General features: G+C 73.8%; 21 protein-coding genes. 9 read left to right on the top strand and 12 right to left on the bottom strand.

Annotated features, from left to right (window positions below):
• Positions 1–289, top strand: a 289-nt coding sequence (locus ACIBEC_RS43485) for a hypothetical protein (RefSeq protein WP_360507989.1), incomplete at its 5' end; no start/stop codon positions are given.
• 166 nt (positions 290–455) lie between these two features.
• On the opposite strand, the gene ACIBEC_RS43480 is transcribed toward ACIBEC_RS43485, so the two are convergent.
• Positions 456–1,460, bottom strand: coding sequence for a stage II sporulation protein M (locus tag ACIBEC_RS43480; RefSeq protein WP_360507986.1), 1,005 nt, complete (start codon positions 1,458–1,460; stop codon positions 456–458).
• 306 nt (positions 1,461–1,766) lie between these two features.
• Here ACIBEC_RS43480 and ACIBEC_RS43475 point away from each other — a divergent pair, with 306 nt between their 5' ends.
• Complete coding sequence (locus ACIBEC_RS43475; protein ID WP_360507983.1) at positions 1,767–2,771, top strand: RDD family protein; 1,005 nt, start codon at positions 1,767–1,769, stop codon at positions 2,769–2,771.
• Between the two features lie 79 nt (positions 2,772–2,850).
• Here the strand turns inward: ACIBEC_RS43475 and ACIBEC_RS43470 are convergent, their stop codons facing one another.
• On the bottom strand, positions 2,851–3,486 hold the full coding sequence (locus ACIBEC_RS43470) for a hypothetical protein (RefSeq protein WP_360507980.1): 636 nt from the start codon (positions 3,484–3,486) through the stop codon (positions 2,851–2,853).
• A gap of 110 nt (positions 3,487–3,596) precedes the next feature.
• On the opposite strand from ACIBEC_RS43470, the gene ACIBEC_RS43465 reads away from it, so the two are divergent.
• Both ACIBEC_RS43465 and ACIBEC_RS43460 read left to right on the top strand, forming a co-directional pair.
• On the top strand, positions 3,597–4,109 hold the full coding sequence (locus ACIBEC_RS43465; RefSeq protein ID WP_360507978.1) for a SigE family RNA polymerase sigma factor: 513 nt from the start codon (positions 3,597–3,599) through the stop codon (positions 4,107–4,109).
• Positions 4,106–5,191 carry a hypothetical protein gene (locus ACIBEC_RS43460; protein WP_360507975.1) on the top strand — a complete coding sequence of 362 codons (1,086 nt, stop codon included), beginning with the start codon at positions 4,106–4,108 and terminating at the stop codon, positions 5,189–5,191. The genes ACIBEC_RS43465 and ACIBEC_RS43460 overlap by 4 nt, the downstream gene beginning before the upstream one ends.
• 120 nt (positions 5,192–5,311) lie before the next feature.
• Here ACIBEC_RS43460 and ahcY read toward each other — a convergent pair whose 3' ends face one another.
• The 6 genes from ahcY to ACIBEC_RS43430 all read right to left on the bottom strand — a co-directional run bounded on the left by ahcY (position 5,312) and on the right by ACIBEC_RS43430 (position 11,723).
• Positions 5,312–6,760, bottom strand: coding sequence for an adenosylhomocysteinase (ahcY, locus tag ACIBEC_RS43455; protein ID WP_360507972.1), 1,449 nt, complete (start codon positions 6,758–6,760; stop codon positions 5,312–5,314).
• Positions 6,761–7,150: 390 nt separating this feature from the next.
• Positions 7,151–8,128, bottom strand: a complete 978-nt coding sequence (locus ACIBEC_RS43450) for a cation diffusion facilitator family transporter (RefSeq protein WP_360507969.1) — start codon at positions 8,126–8,128, stop codon at positions 7,151–7,153.
• Between the two features lie 84 nt (positions 8,129–8,212).
• Positions 8,213–9,460, bottom strand: coding sequence for an SIS domain-containing protein (locus ACIBEC_RS43445; protein ID WP_360507966.1), 1,248 nt, complete (start codon positions 9,458–9,460; stop codon positions 8,213–8,215).
• 60 nt (positions 9,461–9,520) lie between these two features.
• A complete protein-coding gene (locus ACIBEC_RS43440; protein ID WP_280686052.1) occupies positions 9,521–9,703 on the bottom strand; it encodes a Trm112 family protein in 183 nt (60 codons plus the stop codon).
• 136 nt (positions 9,704–9,839) lie between these two features.
• Positions 9,840–11,225, bottom strand: a complete 1,386-nt coding sequence (locus ACIBEC_RS43435; RefSeq protein WP_360507963.1) for a phosphomannomutase/phosphoglucomutase — start codon at positions 11,223–11,225, stop codon at positions 9,840–9,842.
• A 132-nt stretch (positions 11,226–11,357) separates the two neighbouring features.
• The gene (locus ACIBEC_RS43430) at positions 11,358–11,723 is read right to left on the bottom strand and encodes a DUF3499 domain-containing protein (RefSeq protein ID WP_350520082.1); all 366 of its coding nucleotides are present in this window, start codon (positions 11,721–11,723) and stop codon (positions 11,358–11,360) included.
• 163 nt (positions 11,724–11,886) lie between these two features.
• Here ACIBEC_RS43430 and ACIBEC_RS43425 point away from each other — a divergent pair, with 163 nt between their 5' ends.
• Positions 11,887–12,339 (top strand): metallopeptidase family protein, encoded by a 453-nt coding sequence (locus tag ACIBEC_RS43425; RefSeq protein WP_360507960.1) that lies wholly within the window; start codon positions 11,887–11,889, stop codon positions 12,337–12,339.
• Between the two features lie 107 nt (positions 12,340–12,446).
• On the opposite strand, the gene ACIBEC_RS43420 is transcribed toward ACIBEC_RS43425, so the two are convergent.
• From ACIBEC_RS43420 to ACIBEC_RS43410, 3 genes are all read right to left on the bottom strand, one after another.
• Complete coding sequence (locus ACIBEC_RS43420) at positions 12,447–14,174, bottom strand: DUF5719 family protein (protein WP_360507957.1); 1,728 nt, start codon at positions 14,172–14,174, stop codon at positions 12,447–12,449.
• Positions 14,175–14,180: 6 nt separating this feature from the next.
• A complete protein-coding gene (locus ACIBEC_RS43415) occupies positions 14,181–18,170 on the bottom strand; it encodes a glycosyltransferase family 2 protein (protein WP_360507954.1) in 3,990 nt (1,329 codons plus the stop codon).
• Positions 18,171–18,378: 208 nt separating this feature from the next.
• Complete coding sequence (locus tag ACIBEC_RS43410) at positions 18,379–18,651, bottom strand: WhiB family transcriptional regulator (RefSeq protein WP_063349134.1); 273 nt, start codon at positions 18,649–18,651, stop codon at positions 18,379–18,381.
• 770 nt (positions 18,652–19,421) lie between these two features.
• Between ACIBEC_RS43410 and ACIBEC_RS43405 the strand changes: the two genes are divergently transcribed.
• The 3 genes from ACIBEC_RS43405 to ACIBEC_RS43395 are packed head-to-tail and all read left to right on the top strand — an operon-like array spanning position 19,422 to position 22,245.
• Positions 19,422–19,949, top strand: a complete 528-nt coding sequence (locus ACIBEC_RS43405; protein WP_360507998.1) for a cysteine dioxygenase family protein — start codon at positions 19,422–19,424, stop codon at positions 19,947–19,949.
• A gap of 41 nt (positions 19,950–19,990) precedes the next feature.
• Positions 19,991–20,950: a 2-phospho-L-lactate transferase gene (cofD, locus tag ACIBEC_RS43400; RefSeq protein WP_360507951.1), complete on the top strand. Its 960-nt coding sequence runs from the start codon at positions 19,991–19,993 to the stop codon at positions 20,948–20,950.
• Entirely contained in the window at positions 20,947–22,245 is a 1,299-nt protein-coding gene (locus tag ACIBEC_RS43395) for a coenzyme F420-0:L-glutamate ligase (protein WP_360507948.1), read from the top strand. Before cofD ends, ACIBEC_RS43395 begins: the two co-directional genes overlap by 4 nt.
• Before the next feature lie 74 nt (positions 22,246–22,319).
• Here the strand turns inward: ACIBEC_RS43395 and ACIBEC_RS43390 are convergent, their stop codons facing one another.
• Positions 22,320–23,258: a DNA-3-methyladenine glycosylase family protein gene (locus ACIBEC_RS43390; protein ID WP_396290432.1), complete on the bottom strand. Its 939-nt coding sequence runs from the start codon at positions 23,256–23,258 to the stop codon at positions 22,320–22,322.
• Between the two features lie 40 nt (positions 23,259–23,298).
• Between ACIBEC_RS43390 and ACIBEC_RS43385 the strand changes: the two genes are divergently transcribed.
• Positions 23,299–23,799, top strand: a complete 501-nt coding sequence (locus ACIBEC_RS43385) for an SgcJ/EcaC family oxidoreductase (RefSeq protein ID WP_360507945.1) — start codon at positions 23,299–23,301, stop codon at positions 23,797–23,799.
• The last annotated feature ends 98 nt before the right edge of the window (positions 23,800–23,897 follow it).

Below are 23,897 nucleotides of genomic sequence, written 5' to 3'. Positions count from 1 at the left end.
CCAGGAAGTCCTGAGGCCGGGGATGTCAACATATCTGGCGTTGACTTTTGGCACGCTGTTGAGTTCTCAAGGAACGGACGCTTCCTTCGGACCGCTTTCCAGCGGACCCTCCGGGCTTCGTTCTTTCGTGTTTCCAGCTTACCAGATGTTTTCCGCTCCGTTTTCCGGAGTTTCATTCATCCGATTCCCGCTGGCGGGATTTCCTGCAAACTTCGCTCCGAAGCTTATCAAAGCTTTCGGTGTGCTCAGTTCGTGGGATTTGCTTCGTCGGAGGGCGCGCATTTCGTGAAACGCGCTCGCCTCGATTCGGCGGTGTCGTAGACACTAACGCCCGGGCCCGACCGTTGTCCAGTCAGTCCCAACCGTTCAAACCTACTAGCCCGCCCTCACCACGTCAATGGTTTGGCCGGGATGAGAGAAGACTAGCAGGTCAGAGGAGTGCTGATCACATCGCCTCAGGCCGCGACGGGCTGCAGGTCCGCCCGGTCGGCCGCGTCCACATCACCGGATTCTCCGCCTTCCGCGGCCTTTCGGCCCAGCACGAGGGCGTACAGAAGGAAGGCCAGCTCTGCCAGCGCACCGATGGCGATGCGCGCCCAGGTGGGCAGGCCGGACGGGGTCACGAAGGCTTCGAGGATGCCGGAGACCGCCAGCACCGTCGTCAGCCCCATCGCCATTCCGATGATCGAGCGGCCCTGCTCCGCCAGGGCCACCGCGCGCGTGCGCGGACCGGGGGCGATGACGGTCCAGCCGAGGCGCAGGCCGAGGCCGCCGGCCACGAAGACCGCGGTCAGCTCCAGCAGGCCGTGCGGGATGAGCAGACCGAGGAAGACGTCGAGGCGTCCGGCGGAGGCCATCAGCCCGACCCCGATGGCGAGGTTCACGACGTTGCCCCACATCACGTAGAGCACCGGAATGCCCAGCGCGATCCCGTAGAGCAGGCACTGCACGGCGATCCAGGCGTTGTTCGTCCAGACCTGCGCGGCGAAGGAGCTGGCCGGCCGGTCCGAGTAGTAGGCCTCGTACTGTCCGCCGGGGCGGGTCAGCTCCCGCAGGCGGTCGGGGGCGACGAGGCTGTTGCGGACCTCCGGATGGGTGGCCACCCACCACGCGAGCACGGCGGTGGCGAGCAGCGAGACGATCGCGACCGGCACCCACCAGCGGCGCGCGCGGTAGAGCGCGGCCGGGAAGCTCACCGTGTAGTAGCGGGCGACGTCCTGCCAGCCGTTGGTCCGGGAGCCGGTCACCGCGCTGCGGGAACGTGAGACCAGGCTGGTCAGGCGGCTCAGCAGCGCCGGGTCGGGCGCGGCGGCCTGGACCTTGGCGAGGTGGCCGGTGGTGCGCTGGTAGAGGGTGACCAGTTCGTCGGCCTCCTCTCCGCTGAGCCGGCGCCGGCGTGCGAGGGCGTCCAGCCGGGCCCACTCCCCCTGGTGGGTGGCGACGAAGACGTCCAGGTCCATTCGGCGGCTCCATGATCGGCGGTGGGCGCGGACGTGCGTGCGCGGGCGGGCGGGTACGCGGCGGGCAGGCACGTACGGACAGGTGCGGCCCAGCATGCCAGCAGGGGCCCGGGTCGCGGCCTCCGGGATCTCACTTCCCGTGCGCCCACCGGGCCCCGTATGTTTGCGGCTGCGGATCAGACTGCGGCGGGCGGAGCCTGGGGGGCCGATCCGGGCCGATTCCCTCCCCGGCGCTGCCGCCCCCGGCGGTCCCGGATCCCCATGGGCGAGCCGTACGGGCTCCAAGAACGTGAACGGACAGGTGTCTTGAGCGACCTGGTGACGGGTGAGGCGGTCGTCCTCGGCCTGCAGACGGCGAAGCTTCCGAGCCGGGCATTGGCGATCGTGCTCGACCTGCTCGTGGAATTCGCCGCCCTGCTGGTGGTCACGCTGCTGCTGGGCGTCGTGCTGGTCGACATCGACAGCGCGGCGCTGGCGGCCGTCATGATCGGCCTGATGGTGTTCTTCCTGGTCGCTGTCCCGGTGATGGTCGAGACCTTCAGCCACGGACGCTCGCTCGGCAAGGCAGCACTCGGCCTGCGGGTGGTGCGCACCGACGGCGGCCCGGTGCGGTTCCGGCACTCGCTGGTGCGCGGGCTGGTCGGTTTCTTCGAGCTGATCGCGCTCACCGGCTCCCCGGCCGTGATCACCTCGGCGGTGCACTCGGAGGGCAAGCGGCTCGGCGACATCTTCGCCGGGACGGTGGTCGTGCGTGAGCGCACCCCGGGGGCGGGCGGCTCCGCCACCCCGCTGCCGCCGGTGCACCCGCACCTGCTGCAGACGATGGGCCACGAGCTGGTCGCGATGGACTTCTCCGCGGTTCCGGAGCCGCTCTGGCTCGCTGTCCGCCAACTGCTCGGCCGGATCGGCCAGTTGGACCCGGCGGTGATGAGCCGGATGACCGCCCGGCTGGCCGACGACCTGTCCGACCGGATCGGCCACCCGGTGCCCCCGGGGCTACACCCGGCGGCGTACCTGGGCGCGGTGCTCACCGAACGCCAGCGGCGGGAGTGGCTGCGCGCCCAGCAGCAGCTGTGGGCGGCCGCGCCGATACCCGTCCAGGTGCCCGTGCCCCGCCCGGCCTCCGGCCCGGTGCCCGGCACGGCCGACGGACGCCCCCTGCGGGTCCTCGGCATCCCGACGGCGCCCGTACCGACCGCACCCACCCCGGTCGCACCGGCCGCACCGGTCGCCGCTGTCGCACCGGCGGCCCCGCCGGCGCCGTCCTTCGACAAGCCCGCCGCCGGCACCGGCTTCGCCCCGCCCTCCTGAGGTCCCAGGCGTTCTGACGCCCGACGAGGACCCCGAGACGAGGACCCCAAGGGGGCAAGCACCCGAACCCGGCGGCCCGCTACTCCTCGTCCCCCACCCGCCAGGCGTTCGGCGGAGACTCCAGTTCCTCCAGCTCGACCCCGTCCGCCGACAGCACTACGTCCCCCGCCAGGTGCACGACCTGCTGCTCCCCCGTCTCCAGGTCCCCGACCTGGTACCGCTCGACGAGCAGCGGCCCCGAGTCCGTCTCGTGGGTGTCGACGCCCTCCAGCAGCCATCCCTGGTCGAGGGTGCGGGGTGCCAGCACCGGCTCGGTGAACGCCACCAGCCGCACCCGCGCGCTCGCCCCTTCCCGCAGCCGCAGCAGCCGGGCGGTGGCGACCAGGAAGCCCGGCGAGCGGCCGGTGAAGGCGTGCGCCCGGTCGTGTCCCTCCACCGTGTGCTCGCCGCCCGGGTCGGCCGCGTCGGTCCGGACCCAGGCGACTCCGTCCACCGCGCCGCCGCGCACCTGCCAGCCCCCGGCCCGCAGTTCCATCCGCAGCGGCCGGGCCCGGGAGTCCAGGGTGAGGTCGACGCCGCCGATCACCCGGCCGTCCGGCGCGTAGGTCTTGGAGACGTACCGCCACCCGGCCGGCCCGGGAGCGCAGCTGAAGCGCTCCTCGCCGAGCAGGACGTGGTCGTGCGTGTCGGAGAGGGAGTAGCGGCCGTTGGGCATGCCCGAAAGCCTACGTGCGCACGTCGCGTGCAACCTTCTCCGGTGGTGCGCGCATTAGGGGGGTGGACGGCGCCGGAGCGGTGCCGCCGTCACGACGAGAGGGGGTGCGGATGGCGAAGCAGACGCGCGACGAGGAGTTCACGGAGTACGTGGCCTCCAGGACCGGCTGGCTGCGGAAGGTCGCCTATCTTCTGTGCGGGGACTGGCACCGGGCCGACGACCTGGTCCAGGAGACGATCACCAAGCTGTACGTGAACTGGGCGAGAGCCGCGCGGATGGAGAACCGGGACGGCTACGCGCGCCGGGTACTGGTCAACACCTTCCTGGCCGAACAGCGCTCCCCGTGGTGGCGCCGCACCGTCCGTTCCGGGACCGATCCGGACGCGGCGGCCGGCGGTGTCGACCTGGACGCCGCCCTCGACCTGCGCCGCGCCCTCGCCGCCCTCCCGCCCCGCCAACGGGCCACGGTGGTGCTCCGCTACTACTGCGACCTGTCGATCGAGCAGGCCGCCGAGGCCCTGGGCTGCTCCTCCGGCAACGTCAAGAGCCAGAGCTCCCGCGCCCTGGACACCCTCCGCAGCAGGCTCACCGCCCGTCCCGCCGTCGCCGAGAGGATGTCATGAGCACCATCGACCCGCACGACCTGGCCAACCGTCTGGCGGCCCTGGCCGACGAACCGGCACCGCCTCCGGGCTTCGCCGCCGGCCGGTCCCTGGCCGAGGGCGCGACGCGGCTTCGCCGGCGCAGGCTGGCCGTGATCGGCACCGTCGCGGGCGCGACGGCCGCGGTGGTGGCCGGCGGCGCCCTCCTGCTGCCGGGCAGCGGCACCGCCGCCCCCGTGCTGCCCGCCGCACCCACGGTGGCCACCACCGCACCCCCGACGCTCGCGCCGTCCCCGACCGCCGCACCGGATCGGGCCGGGGCCGACCCGCTGACCCCCGAGCTCCGGTTCGGCTGGCTGCCGGAGTGGGCCGGCGGTGACAACGGCGTGGGGTACCAAACCGCCTTCCACGGAATCGAGTTGCAGGCGAGCGGCCGGGGCGAGAACGCTCCGCAGCTAAAGCTCTCGCAGTACCCGGCCGGGTCCCGTCCCCCGATGACCGGAGCACCCGGAAGCGCGGTCCGCACGGAGGAGGCCGAGCCGGTCGACGGCCGGACCGCCTACTGGGTGGTCTCCGACGCGCAGCCGGACTACCAGCACACCCTGCGGTGGCTGACGCCCTCGGGCAGCTGGGCGGAGCTCGCGGGCTCCGGCGGCCGGCCCGCGGACATCACGCGGGAGGTCCTGCACAAGGTGGCCGCCGAGGTCCGGTACGGCACGTGGGACGTCCCGCTGCCGGTCCGGATCACCGGACTGCCCGCGGCGTTCGAGGTCACCAACGTCCAGCTGGCGCGTCCGGACGCAAACGCCAAGGTCCCCTGGAGCATGTGGCTGATGCTGGAGGCGGAGGGCAGGAACGTCTGGTTCAGCGTGAAGCCGTCCACCCCCGGGGCACCGGCGTCGCCGACCGGGAAGGACGGGTCGCCGAACACCGGCCCGAACCCGCCGTCGTGCTCCGCGGACAACGGGGTGCAGGTGTGCGTCGGAGCCGGGGCCGAGCTGCCGCCCTCGCTGGCGCAACTCGGCGGACTGCCGTGGATGCTCGCCCACACCAAGGCCCTCGGCCCGGACGCGAGCGCCTGGACGACCGACGTCATGCGCTGAGCACGACCGGAACGCGCCGAGCGGGACCGGAACGCGCCGAGCGGGACCGGAACGCGCCGGTGGCCGGCACCCCCACGCGGGGGTGCCGGCCACCGGCGTTCGTACCTCAGCGGCACCGCATCAGTAGCGGTACTGCTCCGGCTTGTACGGGCCCTCGACCGGAACGCCGATGTAGTCGGCCTGCTCCTGGCTCAGGGTGGTCAGCTTCACGCCCAGCGCGTCGAGGTGCAGGCGGGCGACCTTCTCGTCCAGGTGCTTCGGCAGCACGTAGACGCCGATCGGGTACTGCTCGGTCTTCGTGAACAGCTCGATCTGCGCGATCGTCTGGTTCGCGAAGGAGTTGGACATCACGAAGGACGGGTGGCCGGTCGCGTTGCCCAGGTTCAGCAGGCGGCCCTCGGACAGCATGATGATGGTGTGGCCGTCGGCGAAGCGCCACTCGTGGACCTGCGGCTTGACCTCGGTCTTCACGATGCCGGGGAGCTTGGCCAGGCCCGCGATGTCGATCTCGTTGTCGAAGTGGCCGATGTTGCCGACGATCGCCTGGTGCTTCATCTTCTCCATGTGCGAGGCAAGGATGATGTCCTTGTTGCCCGTGGTGGTGATGAAGATGTCCGCGATCGAGACGACGTCCTCCAGGGTGGTGACCTGGTAGCCGTCCATCGCCGCCTGCAGCGCGCAGATCGGGTCGATCTCGGTGATGATCACGCGGGCGCCCTGGCCGCGCAGCGACTCGGCGCAGCCCTTGCCCACGTCGCCGTAGCCGGCGACGACGGCGACCTTGCCGCCGATCAGCACGTCGGTGGCGCGGTTGATGCCGTCGATCAGCGAGTGGCGGCAGCCGTACTTGTTGTCGAACTTCGACTTGGTGACGGCGTCGTTGACGTTGATGGCCGGGAACAGCAGGTTGCCGTCACGGTGCATCTCGTACAGGCGGTGGACACCGGTTGTGGTCTCCTCGGTCACGCCCTTGATGGTGGCGGCGACCTCGGTCCACTTGTTCGGGGTGTCCTTGAGGGTGCGGTTGAGCAGCTCCAGGATGATCCGGAACTCGTCGTTGTCCGCGGTGGACGGGTCCGGCGCGGCGCCGGCCTTCTCGAACTCGACGCCCTTGTGGATCAGCAGGGTGGCGTCGCCGCCGTCGTCGAGGATCATGTTCGGGGTCTTGCCGTCAGGCCAGGTCAGCGCCTGCTCCGTGCACCACCAGTACTCGTCCAGGGTCTCGCCCTTCCAGGCGAAGACCGGCACGCCCTGCGGGTTCTCCGGGGTGCCCTCCGGGCCGACGGCGATAGCGGCGGCCGCGTGGTCCTGGGTGGAGAAGATGTTGCAGGAGCACCAGCGGACCTCGGCACCGAGCGCCGTCAGGGTCTCGATCAGCACGGCGGTCTGGATCGTCATGTGCAGCGAGCCGGTGATGCGGGCGCCGGCCAGCGGCTGCGACTCGGCGTACTCGGCACGGATCGCCATCAGACCGGGCATCTCGTGCTCGGCCAGCTGGATCTCCTTGCGGCCGAACGGCGCCAGGGAAAGGTCGGCGACCTTGAAGTCACCGGTGATGTCGGTCGACATGCGTCTGCTCCTCGCTGATGGGGTGGGGCCAAAGGTCCGGGCATGTGTCGCGCGCGGCAGGCCGTACGGGGGCACGGCCACGCCTGGGCCACCGGATCCCCGCGGTGGCGGACCGGCTCCCTACTGCGCAGCACAAACCGTCGGAGGACCTCTCTCCCTCGACCGGCGCACACGTTACGGGTGCGGACCGCCGATCGACCGCCATCAGCAGCGACGTTCTGGCTCTGGGGACGAATCTACACCGATGGCCCCATCGGCCGTCTGCCGATGACCGATTTCGGTCCCCGACCCGACCGGAGCTCGAGCCCCGCCCCAGGCCGTCCCCGACGGCCCCGAGTACCGCCCCGAGTGCCCGTCGCCAGGCCCGTCAGCGCACGGCCCCGGGGACCGTCAGTGCGCGGCCTCCGGGCCCGGCCCGCCGGGCGTGGCGGCCGGGTCCTCGCCCGCCGCGGCCTTCTCGGCGCTGTAGACGTCGGGCTCCAGGTAGATCGCGCGGGCGATCGGGACGGCGGCCCGGACCCGCTCCTCCGCCGCGTCGATCGCCGCCGCCACCCGGGCGGCGCTGTCCTCGGCGTTGACGGCGATCTTGGCGGCGACCAGAAGTTCCTCCGGGCCGAGGTGCAGGGTCCGCATGTGGATCACTCCGGTGACCGCGCGGCCGTCCACCAGCGCCTCGCGGATCCGCCGCACCGACTCCTTGTCGGCGGATTCGCCGAGCAGCAGCGACTTGGTCTCCAGGGCGAGCACCGCGGCGATCACCACCAGCAGGAGGCCGATGCACAGGGAGCCGATGCCGTCCCAGACGCCGTCCCCGGTGATCACGGTGAGCGAGACGCCGAACAGCGCGAGCACCAGGCCGATCAGCGCGCCGGCGTCCTCCAGCAGCACGACCGGCAGCTCCGGCGCCTTGGCGGTGCGGATGAACTGCGTCCAGCTTTGGTCGCCCTTGACCTTCGCCGACTCGCGCACCGCGGTGAGGAAGGACCAGCCCTCCATCGCTATGGCGAAGACCAGCACGCCGACCGCCCAGCCCCAGGAGTCCAGCGCCTCCGGGTGGTTGACCTTGTGCCAGCCCTCGTAGATCGCGAACAGGCCACCGACGCTGAACAGCACGATGGCCACCAGGAAGCCGTACACGTAGCGCTCGCGGCCGTACCCGAAGGGGTGCTCCTCGTCCGCCACCCGGCGCGCCCGCTTGCCGCCCACCAGCAGCAGCACCTGGTTGCCGGAGTCGGCCACCGAGTGCACGCCCTCGGCCAGCATCGAGGAGGAGCCGGTGAAGCCGAAGGCGGTGAACTTGGCTGCCGCGATCGCCAGATTCGCGGACAGCGCCGCCACCAGTGCCTTGGTGCCGCCTTCGGTACTCATGCCAGGGGTCCTCACGGGTCGGTCTCGGTCAGCGTCGTCGAGCGCTTACCGTACCGGCCCGGCGGCCCGGCCCGGTCGACCGTCTCAGGACTGCGCGGCGGCGAGGCCCAGGTAGACGGCGGCGAAATCGGTCAGCGCGACCAGGTCGGCCAGCCCGTGCAGGGCGTCCGGCCGGGTGCTCGCGTACTCGGTCAGCCGGACGTCGTGCGCGGCGGCCAGCCGGTGCGCCCGGCTCACGCCGAAGCTGCGCGGGCCCGCGTCCTCCTCCGGCACCTCGGCCGGTCCGTCCTGCTCCTCCGGCGATCCGCCGGCCGGGCCCGGGACGTGCCGCAGCAGCAGGACCTGCAGGTGCAGCGGGTCCGGCTCGTCGACCCGGTCGCGGAAGAAGTCGTCCGGGTCCGCGCCCGCGCCCAACTGCCCGGTGAACATGCCGCGGTGGGCGGTGAGCACCTGCGGCAGCTCCCCGGCCAGGGCCGGGCGGCCGGCCCGGTCGGCCAGCTGGGCGGCGAAGCGGGCGGCGGCCGCTCCGGCGATCGGGCCCTCGGCCCACAGCAGCGGAACCGTCCCGGCCAGCCGCGCGGCCAGGCCCTTCGCCGGGTTGGTGTACGCGGCGGCGTCCGGGCGGCAGCGGACGGCGGTGGCGTCCAGCAGGTCGGCGACGCCGGGCAGCGCGTCGTACGGCAGCTGGGTGAGGCCGATCTTCTGGGCGAGCGCCAGCAGCGGGGTGAGGTGGGACCATAGCGCGGCCGGGTCCTCGGCCGGCAGGTCCGGCTCGGCGGCCGCGGCGGGCGGGCCGTCCTCGGGCAGCACCGAGGTCACGTACGGCAACGGCAGCGCACGCACCTGCAGCGCGGCCCCGGCCAGCGGGCTGCCCGCCGGGGCGGTCACGACGATCGCGCAGCCGCGCGCGTAGGCCTGCTCGGCGAGGCCGATCAGGCCCTGCTCGCCGCCGTCGGCGGAGCTGATCACCAGCAGGTCGAGCGGGCCGGCCCAGCCGGGCAGCTGCCAGCCGAGCCCGGCGGTGAAGACGGGCGGGGCGCCGGCCCGGTCGGCGCGCGGGGCGGTGGCCTCGGTCGGCGGCAGCGGGACGACCAGGCTCGCGGTGCCGGCCAGCACGGCCACCATCTCGGCGGCGGTCAGCGCGCTGCCGTGTCCGGCGATCAGGACGGCGCGCGGTCGGCCGTCCGGGCGCAGCCGGTCGAGGCCGGCCGTGTCGGCCTGCCGCAGCGCGGTGCGGACCCGGGCGCCGGCGCCGGCCAGGGCCAGCAGGGCGCGGTCCTGGTCGGCGCGCAGGAGGGCGGCCGGGTCGTCGAGCAGGGTGTCGTCGAGCATGCGGCTGGCCTCCGGCTGCGGTCCTGGGCGGCTGGCGGGGTGGGGCTTCGCCCCCAAGGATCAGGCCGGGCGGCGGGCCTCGTCCACCAGGAGGACCGGAATGCCGTCGCGGACCGGGTACGCGAGGCCGCAGTCCGCGCCGGTGCAGACCAGCTCGGGCTGCTCCTCGGTGCCGCCCTCGGTGAGCGCGGCCCGGCACTGCGGGCAGACCAGGATCTCCAGCAGGAAGGATTCGAGCTTCATGGGGCTCTCCATAGTTCGGTGACGGCACGGAGGTGCCCCGGCCGATAGGCAACCCTACCGGCCGGGGCACCACGTGCTGAGGTCAGGCGCGTCCGCTCGGGCACGTCCGCTCAGGCACGTCCGCTCGGGCGCTCGTTCAGCCGCGGACGATGGCGAGCACGCCGTCGCGCAGCTCGGCCATCTTCGCCGGGTCCTTGGCCTCGACGTTGAGGCGCAGCAGCGGCTCGGTGTTGGAGGCGCGCAGGTTGAACCACCAGTCGGGGCCGGCCACGGTCAGGCCGTCCAGCTCGTCGACGGTGGTGCCCTCCAGGCCGGCGTAGGCGGCGCGGACGGCGGCAGTGCTGGCGGCCTGGTCGGCGACGGTGCTGTTGATCTCGCCGGAGGCAGCGTAGCGGTCGTACTCGGCGGTGAGCTCGGACAGCGTGTCCGGCTGCCCGCCGAGCGCGGCGAGCACGTGCAGGGCGGCCAGCATGCCGGTGTCGGCGCGCCAGAAGTCGCGGAAGTAGTAGTGGGCGGAGTGCTCGCCGCCGAAGACGGCGTCGGTGACGGCCATCTCCTGCTTGATGAAGGAGTGGCCGACCCGGGTGCGCACCGGCTTGGCGCCCAGCTCGCGGACCACCTCGGGGACGGTCCAGGAGGTGATCAGGTTGTGGATGACGGTCGGCTCGGCCTCGCCGGCGGCCCGGGCGCGGGCGATCTCGCGGGCGGCGACCAGGGCGGTGATCGCGGACGGGGAGACCGGCTCGCCGCGCTCGTCCACGACGAAGCAGCGGTCGGCGTCGCCGTCGAAGGCCAGGCCCACGTCGGCGCCGACCTCGCGGACCTTGGCCTGCAGGTCGACCAGGTTCTTCGGGTCGAGCGGGTTGGCCTCGTGGTTGGGGAAGGTGCCGTCCAGCTCGAAGTACATCGGGACGAGCTCGATCGGCAGGCCGTCGAAGACGGTGGGCACGGTGTGGCCGCCCATGCCGTTGCCCGCGTCCACGGCGACCTTGAGCGGGCGGATCGCGGTGAGGTCGACCAGGCCCAGCAGGTGGTCGGCGTAGCCGCGCAGGGTCTCCTGCTCGGAGAGCGCGCCGGGCTTCACGTCCCTGGCCGGGATGGTGACGGTGTCGTCCTCGGCGGTCCAGGACTCGACCAGCTCGCGGATCTCGGACAGGCCGGTGTCCTGGCCGACCGGGGCGGCGCCGGCCCGGCACAGCTTGATGCCGTTGTACTGGGCCGGGTTGTGGCTGGCGGTGAACATCGCGCCGGGCAGGTCGAGCTTGCCGCTGGCGTAGTAGAGCTGGTCGGTCGAGCAGAGCCCGATCTGCACCACGTCGGCGCCGTAGGCCGCGGCGCCCTGGGCGAAGGCCAGGGTGAGCGACGGGGAGGAGGGGCGCATGTCGTGGCCGACCACGATCGCGGACGCGCCGGTGACCTGTACGAACGCGGCACCGAAGGCCCGGGACAGGCTCTCGTCCCACTGGTCCGGGACGACGCCTCGGACGTCGTACGCCTTCACGAGCTGCTTGAGGTCGCGCACTGCGGCTCCACCCTGGTCTCTGTACTGGTCGGTCGGGATACGTCGGGCCACCGCCCGCCCGGTCGACGGGCGCGGTGGCGGTAGACGGGCAGCGTACCCGGGCCGGACGAACGCCCCGTGCCGGGAGAGGCGTCAGTTGTCGGGCGAGCGCAGCACCCGGAGGTGGCCGCGGCGGCTGCCCTCGGTGGACTCGCCCTCGGGCGCGCGGCCCTGACGGGGGGTCTGCGGGCGGGCGGCCTCGCGCACGGCGTTGGCGAGGGCCTCCAGGTCGTCGCTGCTGCGGCGCAGCGGCCCGGCCTCGGCGGCGAGCCGGACGACCTCCCAGCCGCGCGGGGCGGTGAGGCGCTCGGCGTGTTCGGCGCACAGGTCGTAGCAGTGCGGCTCGGCGTAGGTGGCGAGCGGGCCGAGGACGGCGGTGGAGTCCGCGTAGACGTACGTCAGCGTCGCGACGGCCGGCCGGCCGCACGCGGTCCGCGAACAACGACGTACAGAGCTCACGAGGGTGGACGGTACCGCACTCCCCGCCGGGGAGCGAAGACCGCCTGCCCGGAGGGTGTGCCGTGTCGTCTCCGAGCGCCGGGGCCGCGTATCGACCGCCCCGGGCGATTCCCCGTCGGAGTGGTCCACTTCCGACCGTCCAAGGACTACTCTCGGCAGTGATATGGACAGCTCCGCACCGCAGTCATCGACAGGCCCCGCGCGCCGCCCCCGGCACCGCGACCGGCACGGCAGGGGGCTGCGCGGACCGCTGGCGCCGCCGCAGGTGCCGATCTCGCTCACCCGCTCCGAACTGTTCGACGACTACGTGCGCGAGTCGGTGGAGCGGTTGGAGCGGCGTTGGCCGCAGCTGATCGAGGTGGAGTTCGCCGTCCAGGAAGTGCCGCTGCGCGAGCCGGACGGCGCCGACGCCGAGGACGGTGTGCCGCTGGGGCGGGTCTCGCCGGGCAAGCAGGGACACAAGAGCCAGATCGTCGTGTACCGGCGGCCGGTGGAGATCCGGGCGAAGACCCGGGAGGACCGCGCGGCGCTGGTGCACGAGATCCTGATCGAGCAGGTCGCCGAGCTGCTGGGGCTCTCACCGGACGCCATCGACCCGCGCTACGACGAGGACTGAGCCGGGGACCGAGGCCAGGACCGAGACGGGGATCGAGCGGTCGGGGGCGGCACCCGGAAGGTGCCGCCCCCGTCGCTTGCTCGGTTTGTTCGGCGTGCTCGGCTTGCTCAGTGCAGGACGATGCCCGGGTCCTGGGCGGCCTGCGGGACCTTGACGGTGCTGTGGTCGTCGCGCAGCGCCTGGACGGTGAACATCGGCACGTCCTTGGTGGGGATGGAGAGCATCCGGGCGGCGACCACCGGGCCGCCGGAGACGGTCTCCACGGTGAGCGCGAAGACGCCGTTCAGCCCGGCGGGCTCGGGCGCCGGGAGGGCGACCGTGCCGCCTGCCGGGAGCTGGACCTCCTTGGTGGCCGGGGTGCCGCCGCCGCTTCCGGCCGAGGCGGTGACCCGGACGGTGGCGGCGTCGCCGGTGGAGGTCAGGTAGAGCGTGGAGCCGCCGGCCCGGTTGTCGGCGACGGTGGCGCGGGCGCCGACCGGGTCGCTGCCGGTGAGCCAGGCCGCGTCGGTCTTGCCGTTGGCCGCCGCCCGGTCGACCCGCAGCCCGGCCACGACCGGGGTGGGGTGCTTGGGGTCGCTGGGCGACAGCCGCAGCCCGGCGACCTCGTCCCGGGTGACCTTGCCGAGGTCGACGGCGGCCACCATGCCCGCCTTGACGTGGATCGACTCGTTGCCGGCCGGGGTGAACCAGCCGTTCTTGCCGGAGAGCTGGATCTTCAGGTCGGCGTCGTCCTCCGGCGGCGCCCAGATCACCAGGCGCGCGGCGGCGGTGTCCGCGGGCAGGCCGGGCAGCGCCTGGGTGGCGGCCGGGGCGGCCGAGGCCGGGATCCAGTCGGCGCCCTTGTTGCCGTCGGCGGCGTGCAGCGCGGCGCCGACCCGGCCGGAGCGGACCACCACGTGCACGGCGAGGTCGGTGACGGCGCCCTTGCTGAGGGTCGACAGCAGGACGGACTGGGAGCTGCCGGGGGCGACGGTGAGGCCGTTGGCGGCGTCGTTCTCGATCAGGCCCTTGTCGCCGTACAGCTTGATGTCGACCACGGCGGCGGAGGACTCGGTGTTGACCAGGCTCAGGTAGTCGACCCGGTCACCGGCCGTGCTGGCCCCGGCGAACCAGAAGCTGGTGCCGGCCGGGGTGCAGGTGAGGCCGGACAGGCCGAGGCCGCGCTGCTCGGTGACCACGGTGGTCTGGGTGACGGTGAAGCCCGGGGCGAGGGCGCCGGTGGCGACCGCCCCGGTGCCGGACGCGGTGTCCCCGTTGGCCGCCGGGCCGGTGGCCGGGGTGCCGGGCTTGGTCAGGGTCAGCCGGGCGTCCGCGGGCGCGGCGTTCTTGTCCTGGGCCGGGGCGGTCGGGGCGCCCGAGCCGGTCGGGGCCGGGGTGGCGGGCGCGGTGGCCGCCGGGGCCGAGGGGGTTCCGGAGGGCTGGGCGGCGGGCACGGCTGGCGCGGCCGCGTCGGAGAGCCAGCCGGCGCCGCCGGTGGCGGAGCCCGTCCCGGGCGGGGTGTAGGCAGAGAGCGTGGTCGAGCCGGTCAGGCCCTGCAGAGGCTGCGGGCAGACCGCCCCCGTCCGCTCGACCTGCGCGGTGGTCGGGGCCGCGGCCCCGTCCGCCGTGGCCGGGGCGGCCGGCGGGCGCACCTCGGCGATGCCGAACACCGCCGCGAGCACCACGGCCGCGGCGAGCAGGGACGGGGTGGTCTTCGTCCCGCCGGTCCTCCCGGCGGGACGGCCGGCAGGATCGGCGGCGGGAGCGGACGCGGCCGGCTCCGGCGCGACGGCGGTCCCGACGGGCTCAGGGGCCTCGTCGGCGCCGGACTTCTTCCTGAATGCGGGCTTCTTCATCGCGGGTCAGCTCCCCGATCCGGGCTGGTGCGGGTACCGGCCGGTGCCGTTGGGGTCATTCGGGTCGTAGGAGGGCTCGGCCTGCGGCTGCCCCGGGGGCCAGGGCTGCTGGTGCTCCGGCTGCTGGTACCCGTCGTAGCCGTACTGCTGGTGCTCCGACGGGTACGGCTGCTCGTAGCCCTGCTGGTCATAGCCCTGCTGGGGGTAGGCCTGCTGCTGGTGGCCGTCGTACCCCTGACTGTCGTACCCCTGGCCGTCGTAGCCCTGGCCGTCGTAGCCCTGGCCCTCGTATCCCTGGGCCCCGTAGCCCTGGCCGCCGTACGGCGCGGCCACCGGCTGCTGGGCCGCGTACTGGTCGTAGCTGTACGGGTCGGCCTGCTGGTACGTCTGGTACGGGTCGGTGTACGGCTCGGCCTCCTGGACGGCGGCGGCCGCCTGGACCGCCTCGGTCACCGGTTCGCCGGCCGGCTGCGCCGGGATCACGCCCGGCCGGCTCTCGTACACCCCGGCCTCGTCGGCGCCGGGCTCGCCGCCCTCGCCGCGCTCGGCCATCCGGCGGGCCCGGCGGCTGCCGGGAGCGGGAGCCTGCGCCTGGGCGGCGGCGGCCAGCGCGGCGGCGGCCACCACCTCCTCGGGCAGGTCGTCGTCCTTGTGACTGCGGCGGCCGGGCAGGGCCAGCACCAGGATGGTCAGGCCGAGCAGCACCTGGGCCCAGATCCAGCCGGTGTGGGCGAGGCTGCCCTCCCGGGTGACGGTCAGTTTGCCGCCGCCGGCCGGGAGCTTGAAGCCCTGCGCCCAGCCGTCGACCGTGGTGGGCTCCAGCGCGGTGCCGTCCACGGTGGCCTTCCACTCGGGGGCGGCGGACTCGGCGAGGCGCAGCACCCGGCCGTCCGGGCCGGCCGGGACGGTGGCCGCGAGGTCGCGGGTCCCGGACGGGACGGCCACCGGGTCGGCGCCCGGGCTGGTGATCACCGCGCGGACCGCGGGCGCTCCGCTGACCTGCCAGAGCGCGGTGCCGTTGTCCTGGTTGGTCTTGACCAGGCCGGGCGTGGTGTCCAGGACGTCCTTGAAGACGCCGATCACCGGCTGCTCGACCAGCACGTAGGCGATGCCGTAGCCGGCCAGGGCACCGGCCTGGTCGGCGCCGGAGCCGGCCAGCAGGCTGCCGACCGTCTTGTTCAGGCCGTCCTGGGTGCCGGTCGCCGGGTCGACGGTGGACTCGGCCTGGCCGAGCGTCAGGCCGGCGCCGCGCAGCACGGTGTAGCGGACGGCGCCGCCGCTCTTCTCCCCGGTGACGACGAGGGTGCGGGCCCGGTCGGTGGTGCCGGCCTCCTCGGCGATGAAGGCGGGCACCTGGCCGGCGTCGGCGCGGTTCAGCGGCTTGCCGGCGCCGGTCAGCGCCCACCACAGGCCGGTGCCCAGCGGGGCCAGCACGGCCGCGGCCACCACCAGGGCGGCCACCGGCTGGCGCCAGCCGAAGGCGATCCCGGCGACGCGGGCGTTGGCGCCGTCGGCGCCGATCGCGGCCGCGGCCAGCAGGGCGATGCCGGCGATCAGGGTGGCCGGGCCGGCCCAGGCGGGCACCGCCTGGCCGCCGGAGGCCGGGGTGACGGAGGTGCCCGCCACCGCGACCGAGAAGACCAGGCCGGCGCCGGCCGCGCCCCAGGCGGCGAGCACCGCACGGCGGCGGTCGGCGCGCAGCAGCGCGGCGAGCGCGGCGAGCACGACACCCGCCGACAGCCAGATCGGCGGCACGCCCGCGCCGCCCGGGTTGACCAGCAGCAGGCCGGCCGCGCTCGCGCCGGTGCCGTGCAGGCCGGGCAGCCCGGCCTCCAGCAGCAGCGACTTCGGGTGCGACAGCACCTTGAGCGACCAGGGCGCCAGCACGGCGACCGGGACCGCGAGGATCACCAGGACGCGCAGGCCGAGCAGCCGCAGCGCCGCACCGCCGGAGCCGAAGGCGCCGCCGCGCAGCACCGCGACGACCAGCACCGCCAGGCAGAGCGGCACCGCGAGCGCCCAGGTCAGCGGGACGAAGGCGGTGGCCAGGGAGAGCAGCAGGACTGCCATCCAAACCGGTCGCCAGCCCGGGCGGGCGCCCTTGGCGGCGCTCTCGTCCCGGATGCCGAGGCCGGCCGCGATCGCCGCGGCGCGGGCCAGCGGCGGCAGCAGCACGGCGAGGACGGCGGTGCCGATCCGGCCCTGGGCGAGCGCGCCGGTCGCGGCGGGCAGCAGCGCGTAGGTGGCGCTGGCCCAGGCGCGGACCAGCTTGGAGTCCAGCAGCGGCCGGGACACCAGGTAGGCGCTGACCGCGGACAGCGGGACGGTGAGCACGACGAGCACGGTGAGCGCGAAGTCGGCGTGGTCGAACAGCAGCCAGGAGAGCACCGCGAGCACGCCGAGGTACGGCGGTGCGGCGGCGGTGGAGCCGGTGCCGACCGGGTGCCAGGCGTCCGCGTACATCGACCAGAGGCCGCCCGCGCCGTCGGAGGCGGGCAGCAGGGCGCCGCCGAACAGCTCGCCGCTGCCGAACAGGCCGCGGCAGGCGACCAGGGCGAACACCAGCAGGGCCGCGAACAGCACCGGTGCCGGGCGCCGGGCGAGCTTCTTGATCAGCGCGAACTGCTCGACGACCAGGTCCTCGGAGTCGTCGTCGCCGCCGGCCTCGACCGAGCCGTGCCGGCTGCCGGTGTCGTCGCCGCCCCCTATCCCGAGCGAGCCGATGACGCCCTCGACGGCAAGCCGGGTGGTGGCGCCGGGCGCCGGGAAGAGCGTGCGGTCGTCCAGGGCGTCCGCGGCCCTGGTCCGGGCGCGGCGTTTGCGGGCGGCCAACAGCCTTGGGAACCGGACCAGTTCGTGGCCGAGCCCGGCGAGCTCGTCGACGGCCTGGCGCGGGTCCTTGCCGAGCAGGTTGGTGACGGCCCGCAGCAGGGTGCCGAGCACCAGCCGCAGCAGGACGTAGGGGAAGAGCGCGCCCCGGCAGTTGGTGAGCAGGGTGTAGACGGCGCCGGCCTTGTCCACCCGGTGCGGGTGGGAGGAGGCGCAGTCGATGGCGCGGCGCTCGCGGGCGGAAGCCTCGGCGTGCCGCAGCACGGCGTCGGGGGCGACCACGACGCGGTGGCCGGCGGCGTTGACCCGCCAGCAGAAGTCGGTGTCGTCCCGCATCAGCGGGAGGGCCTTGTCGAAGCCGCCGAGCTCCTCGAAGACGTCCCGGCGCACCAGCATGCCGGCGCTGGAGACGGCGAGCACCGGACGGACCTGGTCGTGCTGGCCCTGGTCCTGCTCGCGGCGGTCGAGGCCGGTCCAGCGCCGCCCGGAGCGGGCGATCGTCACGCCGACCTCAAGGAGCTGGCGGCGGTCGTACCAGCTGCGCAGCTTGGGGCCGACCACGGCCGCGCTGGGGGTGGAGTCGGCGACCTGGAGCAGGCGACGCAGCGCGTCGGTCTGCGGCTCGCAGTCGTCGTGCAGCAGCCAGAGCCACTCGACCGGCTCGGTCTCGCGCGGGCCGCCGCGGCCGAGGTCGTCCTCCTGGGCGAGCGGGTCGCCGAAGTCGTCCCAGCCGCCGGTGACCGGGTCGTAGCCGGAGGGGTCGAGCCGGTAGGACAGGTCCTCGGGGCGCAGCGGCGGGCTGTTGAAGACGGCTTCGGCGACGGCGGTGCCAAAGCCGGCCCGGCGGCCGAGGACAAGCGGGCCGCTCTCGGGGAGCCAGTCGGCGAGGGTGTCGGCGAGCAGCTGCTGGGAGTTGTCGGTGGAGCCGGTGTCGACCGCGAGGACGCGCTGGACCTGGCGGTCCTGCCCGAGCAGGCCGGCCAGCGTCTGCGGGAGCCAGCGGGCGCCGTCGTGCGAGACGATCACGGCGGTGACCAGGTGGCGCGGGTAGGCGGGTGGCCGGGAAGCGGTGAAGCCGCTCTGGTGGCTGTAGACGGTCATCGAGTGCGCGGGCCCCAGTTCTCGGTGGACACAGCCGGTGAACGGCAACCGGATGGCGCACCACACTAACGGCTCCTGGTGGACGGTTCGTCCGGGGTGCCGGTGCGGGGACGGTGAAGGAGGCCGCGGGGGAGACCGTGGAGGAGGCGGTGGGAGGGGCGGCGGGGGAAGGGGCGGGAACACGAAAGCGCCCCACCACCGCGGTGAGGCGCCCGTACAGCTGTGCGATTGTCCGTCCCTGTCGAACGGTCAGCGGGGCCCGGGGGCCGCCCCGTCAGACCGCGCTCTTCTTGAGCCGACGGCGCTCGCGCTCGGAGAGGCCGCCCCAGATGCCGAAACGCTCGTCATTGGCGAGGGCGTACTCCAGGCACTCCGAGCGGACCTCGCAGGCGAGGCAGACCTTCTTGGCCTCGCGGGTCGAGCCGCCCTTCTCGGGAAAGAAGGACTCCGGGTCGGTCTGAGCGCACAACGCGCGCTCCTGCCAGCCGAGTTCCTCCTCTTCCTCCGCGATGCCGTCCCCGATCAACAGCTCAAAGAGCTCGCTCATGTGGCGCGCCTCCTCTGCCCCTACTTGGCGTCCCCGTGGTTGCCGTTGCCTCGTGCGGCTGACGACACGAGTGAAATTACAGTTGCGTCACTCTGGCCCAGTCAAGCCGAGCTCTGGTATTGGGGCCAGGATTCACTCCCCGGCACCAAGCCGTTACGAATAGTGTACATATACGGACACAACGGACCTTCTGCCGTAAGGCCCTGAACAGTGCCGAACCGTCCGCAACCATTCGCCAGGTGACCCTTGGTCACCACCACAGGCCGGTCATCGGCCTGCCTTCCCGGCGATCTTCCCATCGAAACATAGAGAGTGATGAACCACCCCATCAGGGCAAGATCCGGACCGAATCCACTCGAATGCCGCATCCTTCCGTTTGACACCGACCCTGCGGATGCGGTGTCCTTTCCCCTATGTCAGAGTTCGCCAGCCCCCGGAGCGGTTCCACGCTCCGCCGTGCCGTGAACTCTTGTTGTCGCCTCTGTTCCTGCTGTATCTAGGCGCCCGCGTCCCACCGCGCGCCGCCCCCAGGAAGCACAGAGGCCGCCCGCGATTCCCGCCCCAGGACATCCCGGATCCGGCTGATCCCGACGAACCAGCCGACTCCTCCGAGGACGACTCCCGTGCGCATCATCCGCATCCGCCAGCGGAACCGCGACCGCAACAAGCTCGCCCGCCTTGGCCTCACCCCCAGCCACTTCCCCCGCCACCCTGACCGGCACCGCCGGACGGACGGGCAGCGCTGGACGGACGGGCTCAGCGACGTCTCCATCGCCGGCGACCCGCTCGCCTTCCCGCACCTGGCCCGCACCGACCTGCCCGCCCACCCCACCACCGTCGCCGGCTACGCCCGGCTGGTCCGCGAGATCGCCGCCGACCGCGCCCGCTGGGAACCGCTCGTCCGCTACGACGCACTGACCCGCTGGTACGCCCGCCTGGCCACCGGCCCCGGCTACGAGATCTGGCTGCTCAGCTGGCTGCCCGGCCAGAGCAGCGGCTTCCACGACCACGGCGAGTCCTCCGGCGTGATGACCGTCGTCCGGGGCGAGCTCATCGAGCGCTCCCTCACGCACGCGGGCGAGGGCGCCCGCACCCTGAAGCCCGGCGGGCAACGCGTCTTCTCCTCCGGCTACCTGCACGAGGTGGTCAACGGCGCCCTCGAACCCGCCGTCTCCATCCACCTCTACACCCCCGGCCTCACCGAGATGAACCAGTACGGCGCCACCGCCCTCCCCGAGCAGCACGCGCAGCAGCACGCGGACCAGCAGCAGGCGCAGGCGCAGGCCGAGGCGCACTGACGCCGGGCTGACGGACGGTCCGATCGTGGCAGGATGACCCCATGCGCATCGTGGCACTGGCAGGCGGAATCGGCGGAGCGCGCTTCCTGCGCGGGCTCCTCGCGGCGGTCGGACCGCAGGACGAGATCACCGTCATCGGCAACACCGGCGACGACATCCACCTCTACGGCCTCAAGGTCTGCCCCGACCTCGACACCGTGATGTACACCCTCGGCGGCGGCATCCACGAGGAACAGGGCTGGGGCCGGACCGACGAGACCTGGTCGATCAAGAACGAGATGAAGGAGTACGGCGTCGGCCCCGAGTGGTTCGGGCTCGGCGACCGGGACTTCGCCACCCACCTCGTCCGCAGCCAGATGCTCACCGCCGGATACAGCCTCACCCAGGTGACCGAGGCGCTGTGCGTGCGATGGAAGCCCGGCGTGCGGCTGCTGCCGATGAGCGACGACCGGGTCGAGACGCACGTGCGGATCACCGACGAGCAGGGCACCCGGGCGATCCACTTCCAGGAGTACTGGGTCAAGCTGCACGCCGCCGTGGACGCCGAGGCGATCATCCCGGTCGGCGCCGACACCGCCAAGCCCGCGCCCGGCGTGCTGGAGGCGATCGCGGCGGCCGACATCATCCTCTTCCCGCCGTCCAACCCGGTCGTCTCGATCGGCAGCATCCTCGCCGTCCCCGGCATCCGGGAGGCCGTCGTCGCCGCCCCGGCGCCGGTCGTCGGGCTCTCCCCGATCATCGGCGGGGCGCCGGTGCGCGGCATGGCCGACAAGGTGCTCGCCGCCGTCGGCGTCGAGGCGACGGCGGAGGCGGTCGCGCTGAACTACGGCTCCGACCTCCTCGACGGCTGGCTGGTCGACACCGCCGACGAGGCGTCGGTGGCCGCGGTCGAGGCCGGCGGAATCGCCTGCCGGGCCGTCCCCCTGCTGATGACCGACATCGAGACCACCGCCCAGATGGCCTGGGCTGCGCTCGCACTGGCGGATCAGGTCCGCTCGTGACCGCGCCGCTGCAGATCCTGGGCATCGAGGGGATCCCGGAGGTCGATGCCGGGGCCGACCTCGCCGAGCTGATCGCCAAGGCCGGGACGTATCTGGACGGCGACATCCTGCTGGTCACCTCAAAGATCGTCAGCAAGGCCGAGGGCCGGCTGCAGCACGCCGCCGACCGCGAGGCCGCGATCGACGCCGAGACCGTCCGGGTCATCGCCCGGCGCGGACCGGTCCGGATCGTCGAGAACCGCAACGGCTTCGTCATGGCCGCCGCCGGCGTCGACGCCTCCAACACCGCCCCCGGCACCGTGCTGCTGCTGCCCGAGGACCCGGACGCCTCGGCCCGCGCGCTGCGGGCCCGGCTGCAGCACCTCACCGGCCGCCGGCTCGCCGTCGTCGTCACCGACACCTTCGGGCGGCCCTGGCGCAACGGGCTCACCGACGTCGCGATCGGCGCCGCCGGACTGTCCGCCCTGGACGACCACCGCGGGCGCACCGACAGCCACGGCAACGCGCTGGAAATGACCGTCACCGCGACCGCCGACGAACTCGCCGCCGCCGCCGACCTGGTGAAGGGCAAGGCCACCGGCGTCCCGGTCGCGGTCGTCCGCGGGCTCGGCCACCTGGTCACCGCCGAGGACGGCACGGGCACCCGGCCACTGGTGCGGCCCGCCACGGACGACATGTTCCGGCTCGGCACCTCCGAGGCACTTCGGCAGGCCGTCACCCTGCGGCGCACCGTCCGCTCCTTCACCGCCGAACCGGTCGACCCGGCCGCCGTCCGCCGCGCGGTCGCGGCCGCCGTCACCGCGCCCGCCCCGCACCACACCACGCCCTGGCGGTTCGTGCTGCTGGAGTCACCCGACACCCGCACCCGGCTGCTCGACGCGATGCTCGCCGCCTGGCAGCGCGACCTGCGCGAACTCGACGGCTGGGACGAGGCCAAGATCGCCCGTCGCACCGCCCGCGGCGACGTCCTGCGCGACGCGCCGTACCTGGTGGTGCCCTGCCTGGTGATGGACGGCTCGCACGACTACCCCGACACCCGGCGCGCCGGCGCCGAACGGGAGATGTTCACCGTCGCCGTCGGCGCCGCCGTACAGAACCTGCTGGTCGCCCTCACCGGCGAGGGCTACGGCTCCGCCTGGGTCTCCTCCACCATGTTCTGCCGCGACACCGTCCGCGCCGCCCTGGACCTGCCCGCCGACTGGGACCCGATGGGCGCCATCGCCGTCGGCCGCCCCGCCGAGCCGCCCCGCGAACGCCCGGAACGCAGCGCCGACACCTTCGTCGAGGTGCGGTAGGGATCAGCGGCCCCGGGAGATCCCGCGGCGGTTGCCCACCGACCCACGCGGGTGTACACCGGGGCGGCCTCTCCTCAGCGGTGGCGGTGGTCGTTGGGGGTGAGGCGGGGACCGTAGCGGGGGGCGCGGGCGCCGACGGCCAGCAGGAGGCGGCAGAGCCGGTGGCGGTGCGGGCGGAAGGGCTCCAGGAGGGCGAGCATCTGGGCGTCGTCGCTGCGGGGGCGGCCGGCCAGGGCCCAGCCGACCAGGTTGGGCAGGTGGAAGTCGCCGACCGAGACGGCGTCCGGGTCGCCGTTGCTGCGCTGCAGGGTCTCGGCCGCCGTCCAGACACCGATGCCCGGCACGGCGGTGAGACGGGCGAACGCCTCCCCGTGGCCCATCGCCGACGCCTCCTCCAGGCGCGGCGCTAGCCGGACCGCCCGCATCACGGTCGCGGACCGCTTCGGGTCCACGCCCGCCCGGTGCCACTCCCAGCTCGGTATCAGCGCCCACTCCCGGGCCGACGGCGCCACCCGCATGCCCTCGGCCGGGCCCGGCGCCGGGGTGCCGAAGTCCCGCAACAGGGTCCGCCAGGCGCGGTAGGCCTCGTCGGTGGTGACCTTCTGCTCCAGGATCGCCGGGACGAGGGACTCCAGTACCAGACCGGTCCGGCTCAGCCGGACCCCGGCGGTACGGCGCTGCGCGTCCCGCAGCGGACCGGGCGGCAGCACCAGCGCCTCCGGCTCGTCCTCCGCGCCCAGCAGCACGGGAAGCCGGTCGAGCAGCCAGTCCGCGGCAGGACCCCAGGCGGTCGCCTCGACCTCGCCCGCGGCGGGGTGCGACAGCACGCGCAAGGTACCGACACCCGCCGGGGTACGGGAGGCGCGCCAGACGGCGCCGTCCCCGGCGGTCCGGTACGACGGGTCGGCGGGGCCGCGGCGCAGTGGCAGCAGCGTCCGGGCCACGTCCAGCGGGAAACCCGGCCGCCAGCGCCGCACCGAGCCGCCGGCCGTACCGTCCGTACCGCCCGCCACTGCCGTCGCCTCCTTCGCTGCCGTCACCGACCATGGGGATATGAACGATACGCGGCTGCCGGAACTGCCCTCCGAGGACGAGATCGCGGTGCGGGCGCTGTACCGCCGGATGCTGGAGGGATGGAACCAGCGGGACGGCGCGGCCTTCGCCGGGCCGTTCGCGGTGGACGGGGAAGCGATCGGCTTCGACGGGAGCGGACACCGGGGACGGTCGGTGATCGCCGCCGAGCTGGGCCGGATCTTCGCCGACCACGCGACGCCCCGGTACGTGGCCACCGTACGGCGGGTGCGGGCCCTCGGGGCCGGGGTGGCGCAGCTGGAGGCCGTCGCCGGGATGGTGCCGGCCGGCGCGCAGGAGCTGGACCCGGGGCTCAACGCGGTGCAGACGGTGATCGCGGTGAACGCCGGGGCGGGGTGGCGGATCGCGCTGCTGCAGAACACCCCCGCGCGGTACGACCTCCGGCCGGATCTGGGGGCGGGGCTGACGGAGGAGCTGCGGGGGTTGGTACGGCGGTGGAGTGAGGTGGGGGGCGGCAACTGAGCGTTCGCGATCGGGTGGCCCCGACGCGCCTGCCGCGCGCGGTTCCCCGCGCCCTGTCGGGGCGCGGGGACAGGGGAAGGGGGGAAGGAGCCGGGCGC

The organism is Kitasatospora sp. NPDC051164 (assembly GCF_044455625.1).
GTDB lineage: Bacteria > Actinomycetota > Actinomycetes > Streptomycetales > Streptomycetaceae > Kitasatospora.
Note: the sequence above shows the minus strand (reverse complement) of the source record. Positions and strands in the feature narration are given on the sequence as shown.

Bases quoted from the DNA above. Each gene is read 5' to 3' on its own strand.
- ACIBEC_RS43480 (WP_360507986.1), bottom strand. From the start codon at position 1,460: ATGGACCTGGACGTCTTCGTCGCCACCCACCAGGGGGAGTGGGCCCGG.
- ACIBEC_RS43470 (WP_360507980.1), bottom strand. From the start codon at position 3,486: ATGCCCAACGGCCGCTACTCCCTCTCCGACACGCACGACCACGTCCTG.
- ACIBEC_RS43465 (WP_360507978.1), top strand. From the start codon at position 3,597: ATGGCGAAGCAGACGCGCGACGAGGAGTTCACGGAGTACGTGGCCTCC.
- ACIBEC_RS43460 (WP_360507975.1), top strand. From the start codon at position 4,106: ATGAGCACCATCGACCCGCACGACCTGGCCAACCGTCTGGCGGCCCTG.
- ahcY (WP_360507972.1), bottom strand. From the start codon at position 6,760: ATGTCGACCGACATCACCGGTGACTTCAAGGTCGCCGACCTTTCCCTG.
- ACIBEC_RS43450 (WP_360507969.1), bottom strand. From the start codon at position 8,128: ATGAGTACCGAAGGCGGCACCAAGGCACTGGTGGCGGCGCTGTCCGCG.
- ACIBEC_RS43445 (WP_360507966.1), bottom strand. From the start codon at position 9,460: ATGCTCGACGACACCCTGCTCGACGACCCGGCCGCCCTCCTGCGCGCC.
- ACIBEC_RS43440 (WP_280686052.1), bottom strand. From the start codon at position 9,703: ATGAAGCTCGAATCCTTCCTGCTGGAGATCCTGGTCTGCCCGCAGTGC.
- ACIBEC_RS43425 (WP_360507960.1), top strand. From the start codon at position 11,887: ATGGACAGCTCCGCACCGCAGTCATCGACAGGCCCCGCGCGCCGCCCC.
- ACIBEC_RS43420 (WP_360507957.1), bottom strand. From the start codon at position 14,174: ATGAAGAAGCCCGCATTCAGGAAGAAGTCCGGCGCCGACGAGGCCCCT.
- ACIBEC_RS43410 (WP_063349134.1), bottom strand. From the start codon at position 18,651: ATGAGCGAGCTCTTTGAGCTGTTGATCGGGGACGGCATCGCGGAGGAA.
- cofD (WP_360507951.1), top strand. From the start codon at position 19,991: ATGCGCATCGTGGCACTGGCAGGCGGAATCGGCGGAGCGCGCTTCCTG.
- ACIBEC_RS43385 (WP_360507945.1), top strand. From the start codon at position 23,299: ATGAACGATACGCGGCTGCCGGAACTGCCCTCCGAGGACGAGATCGCG.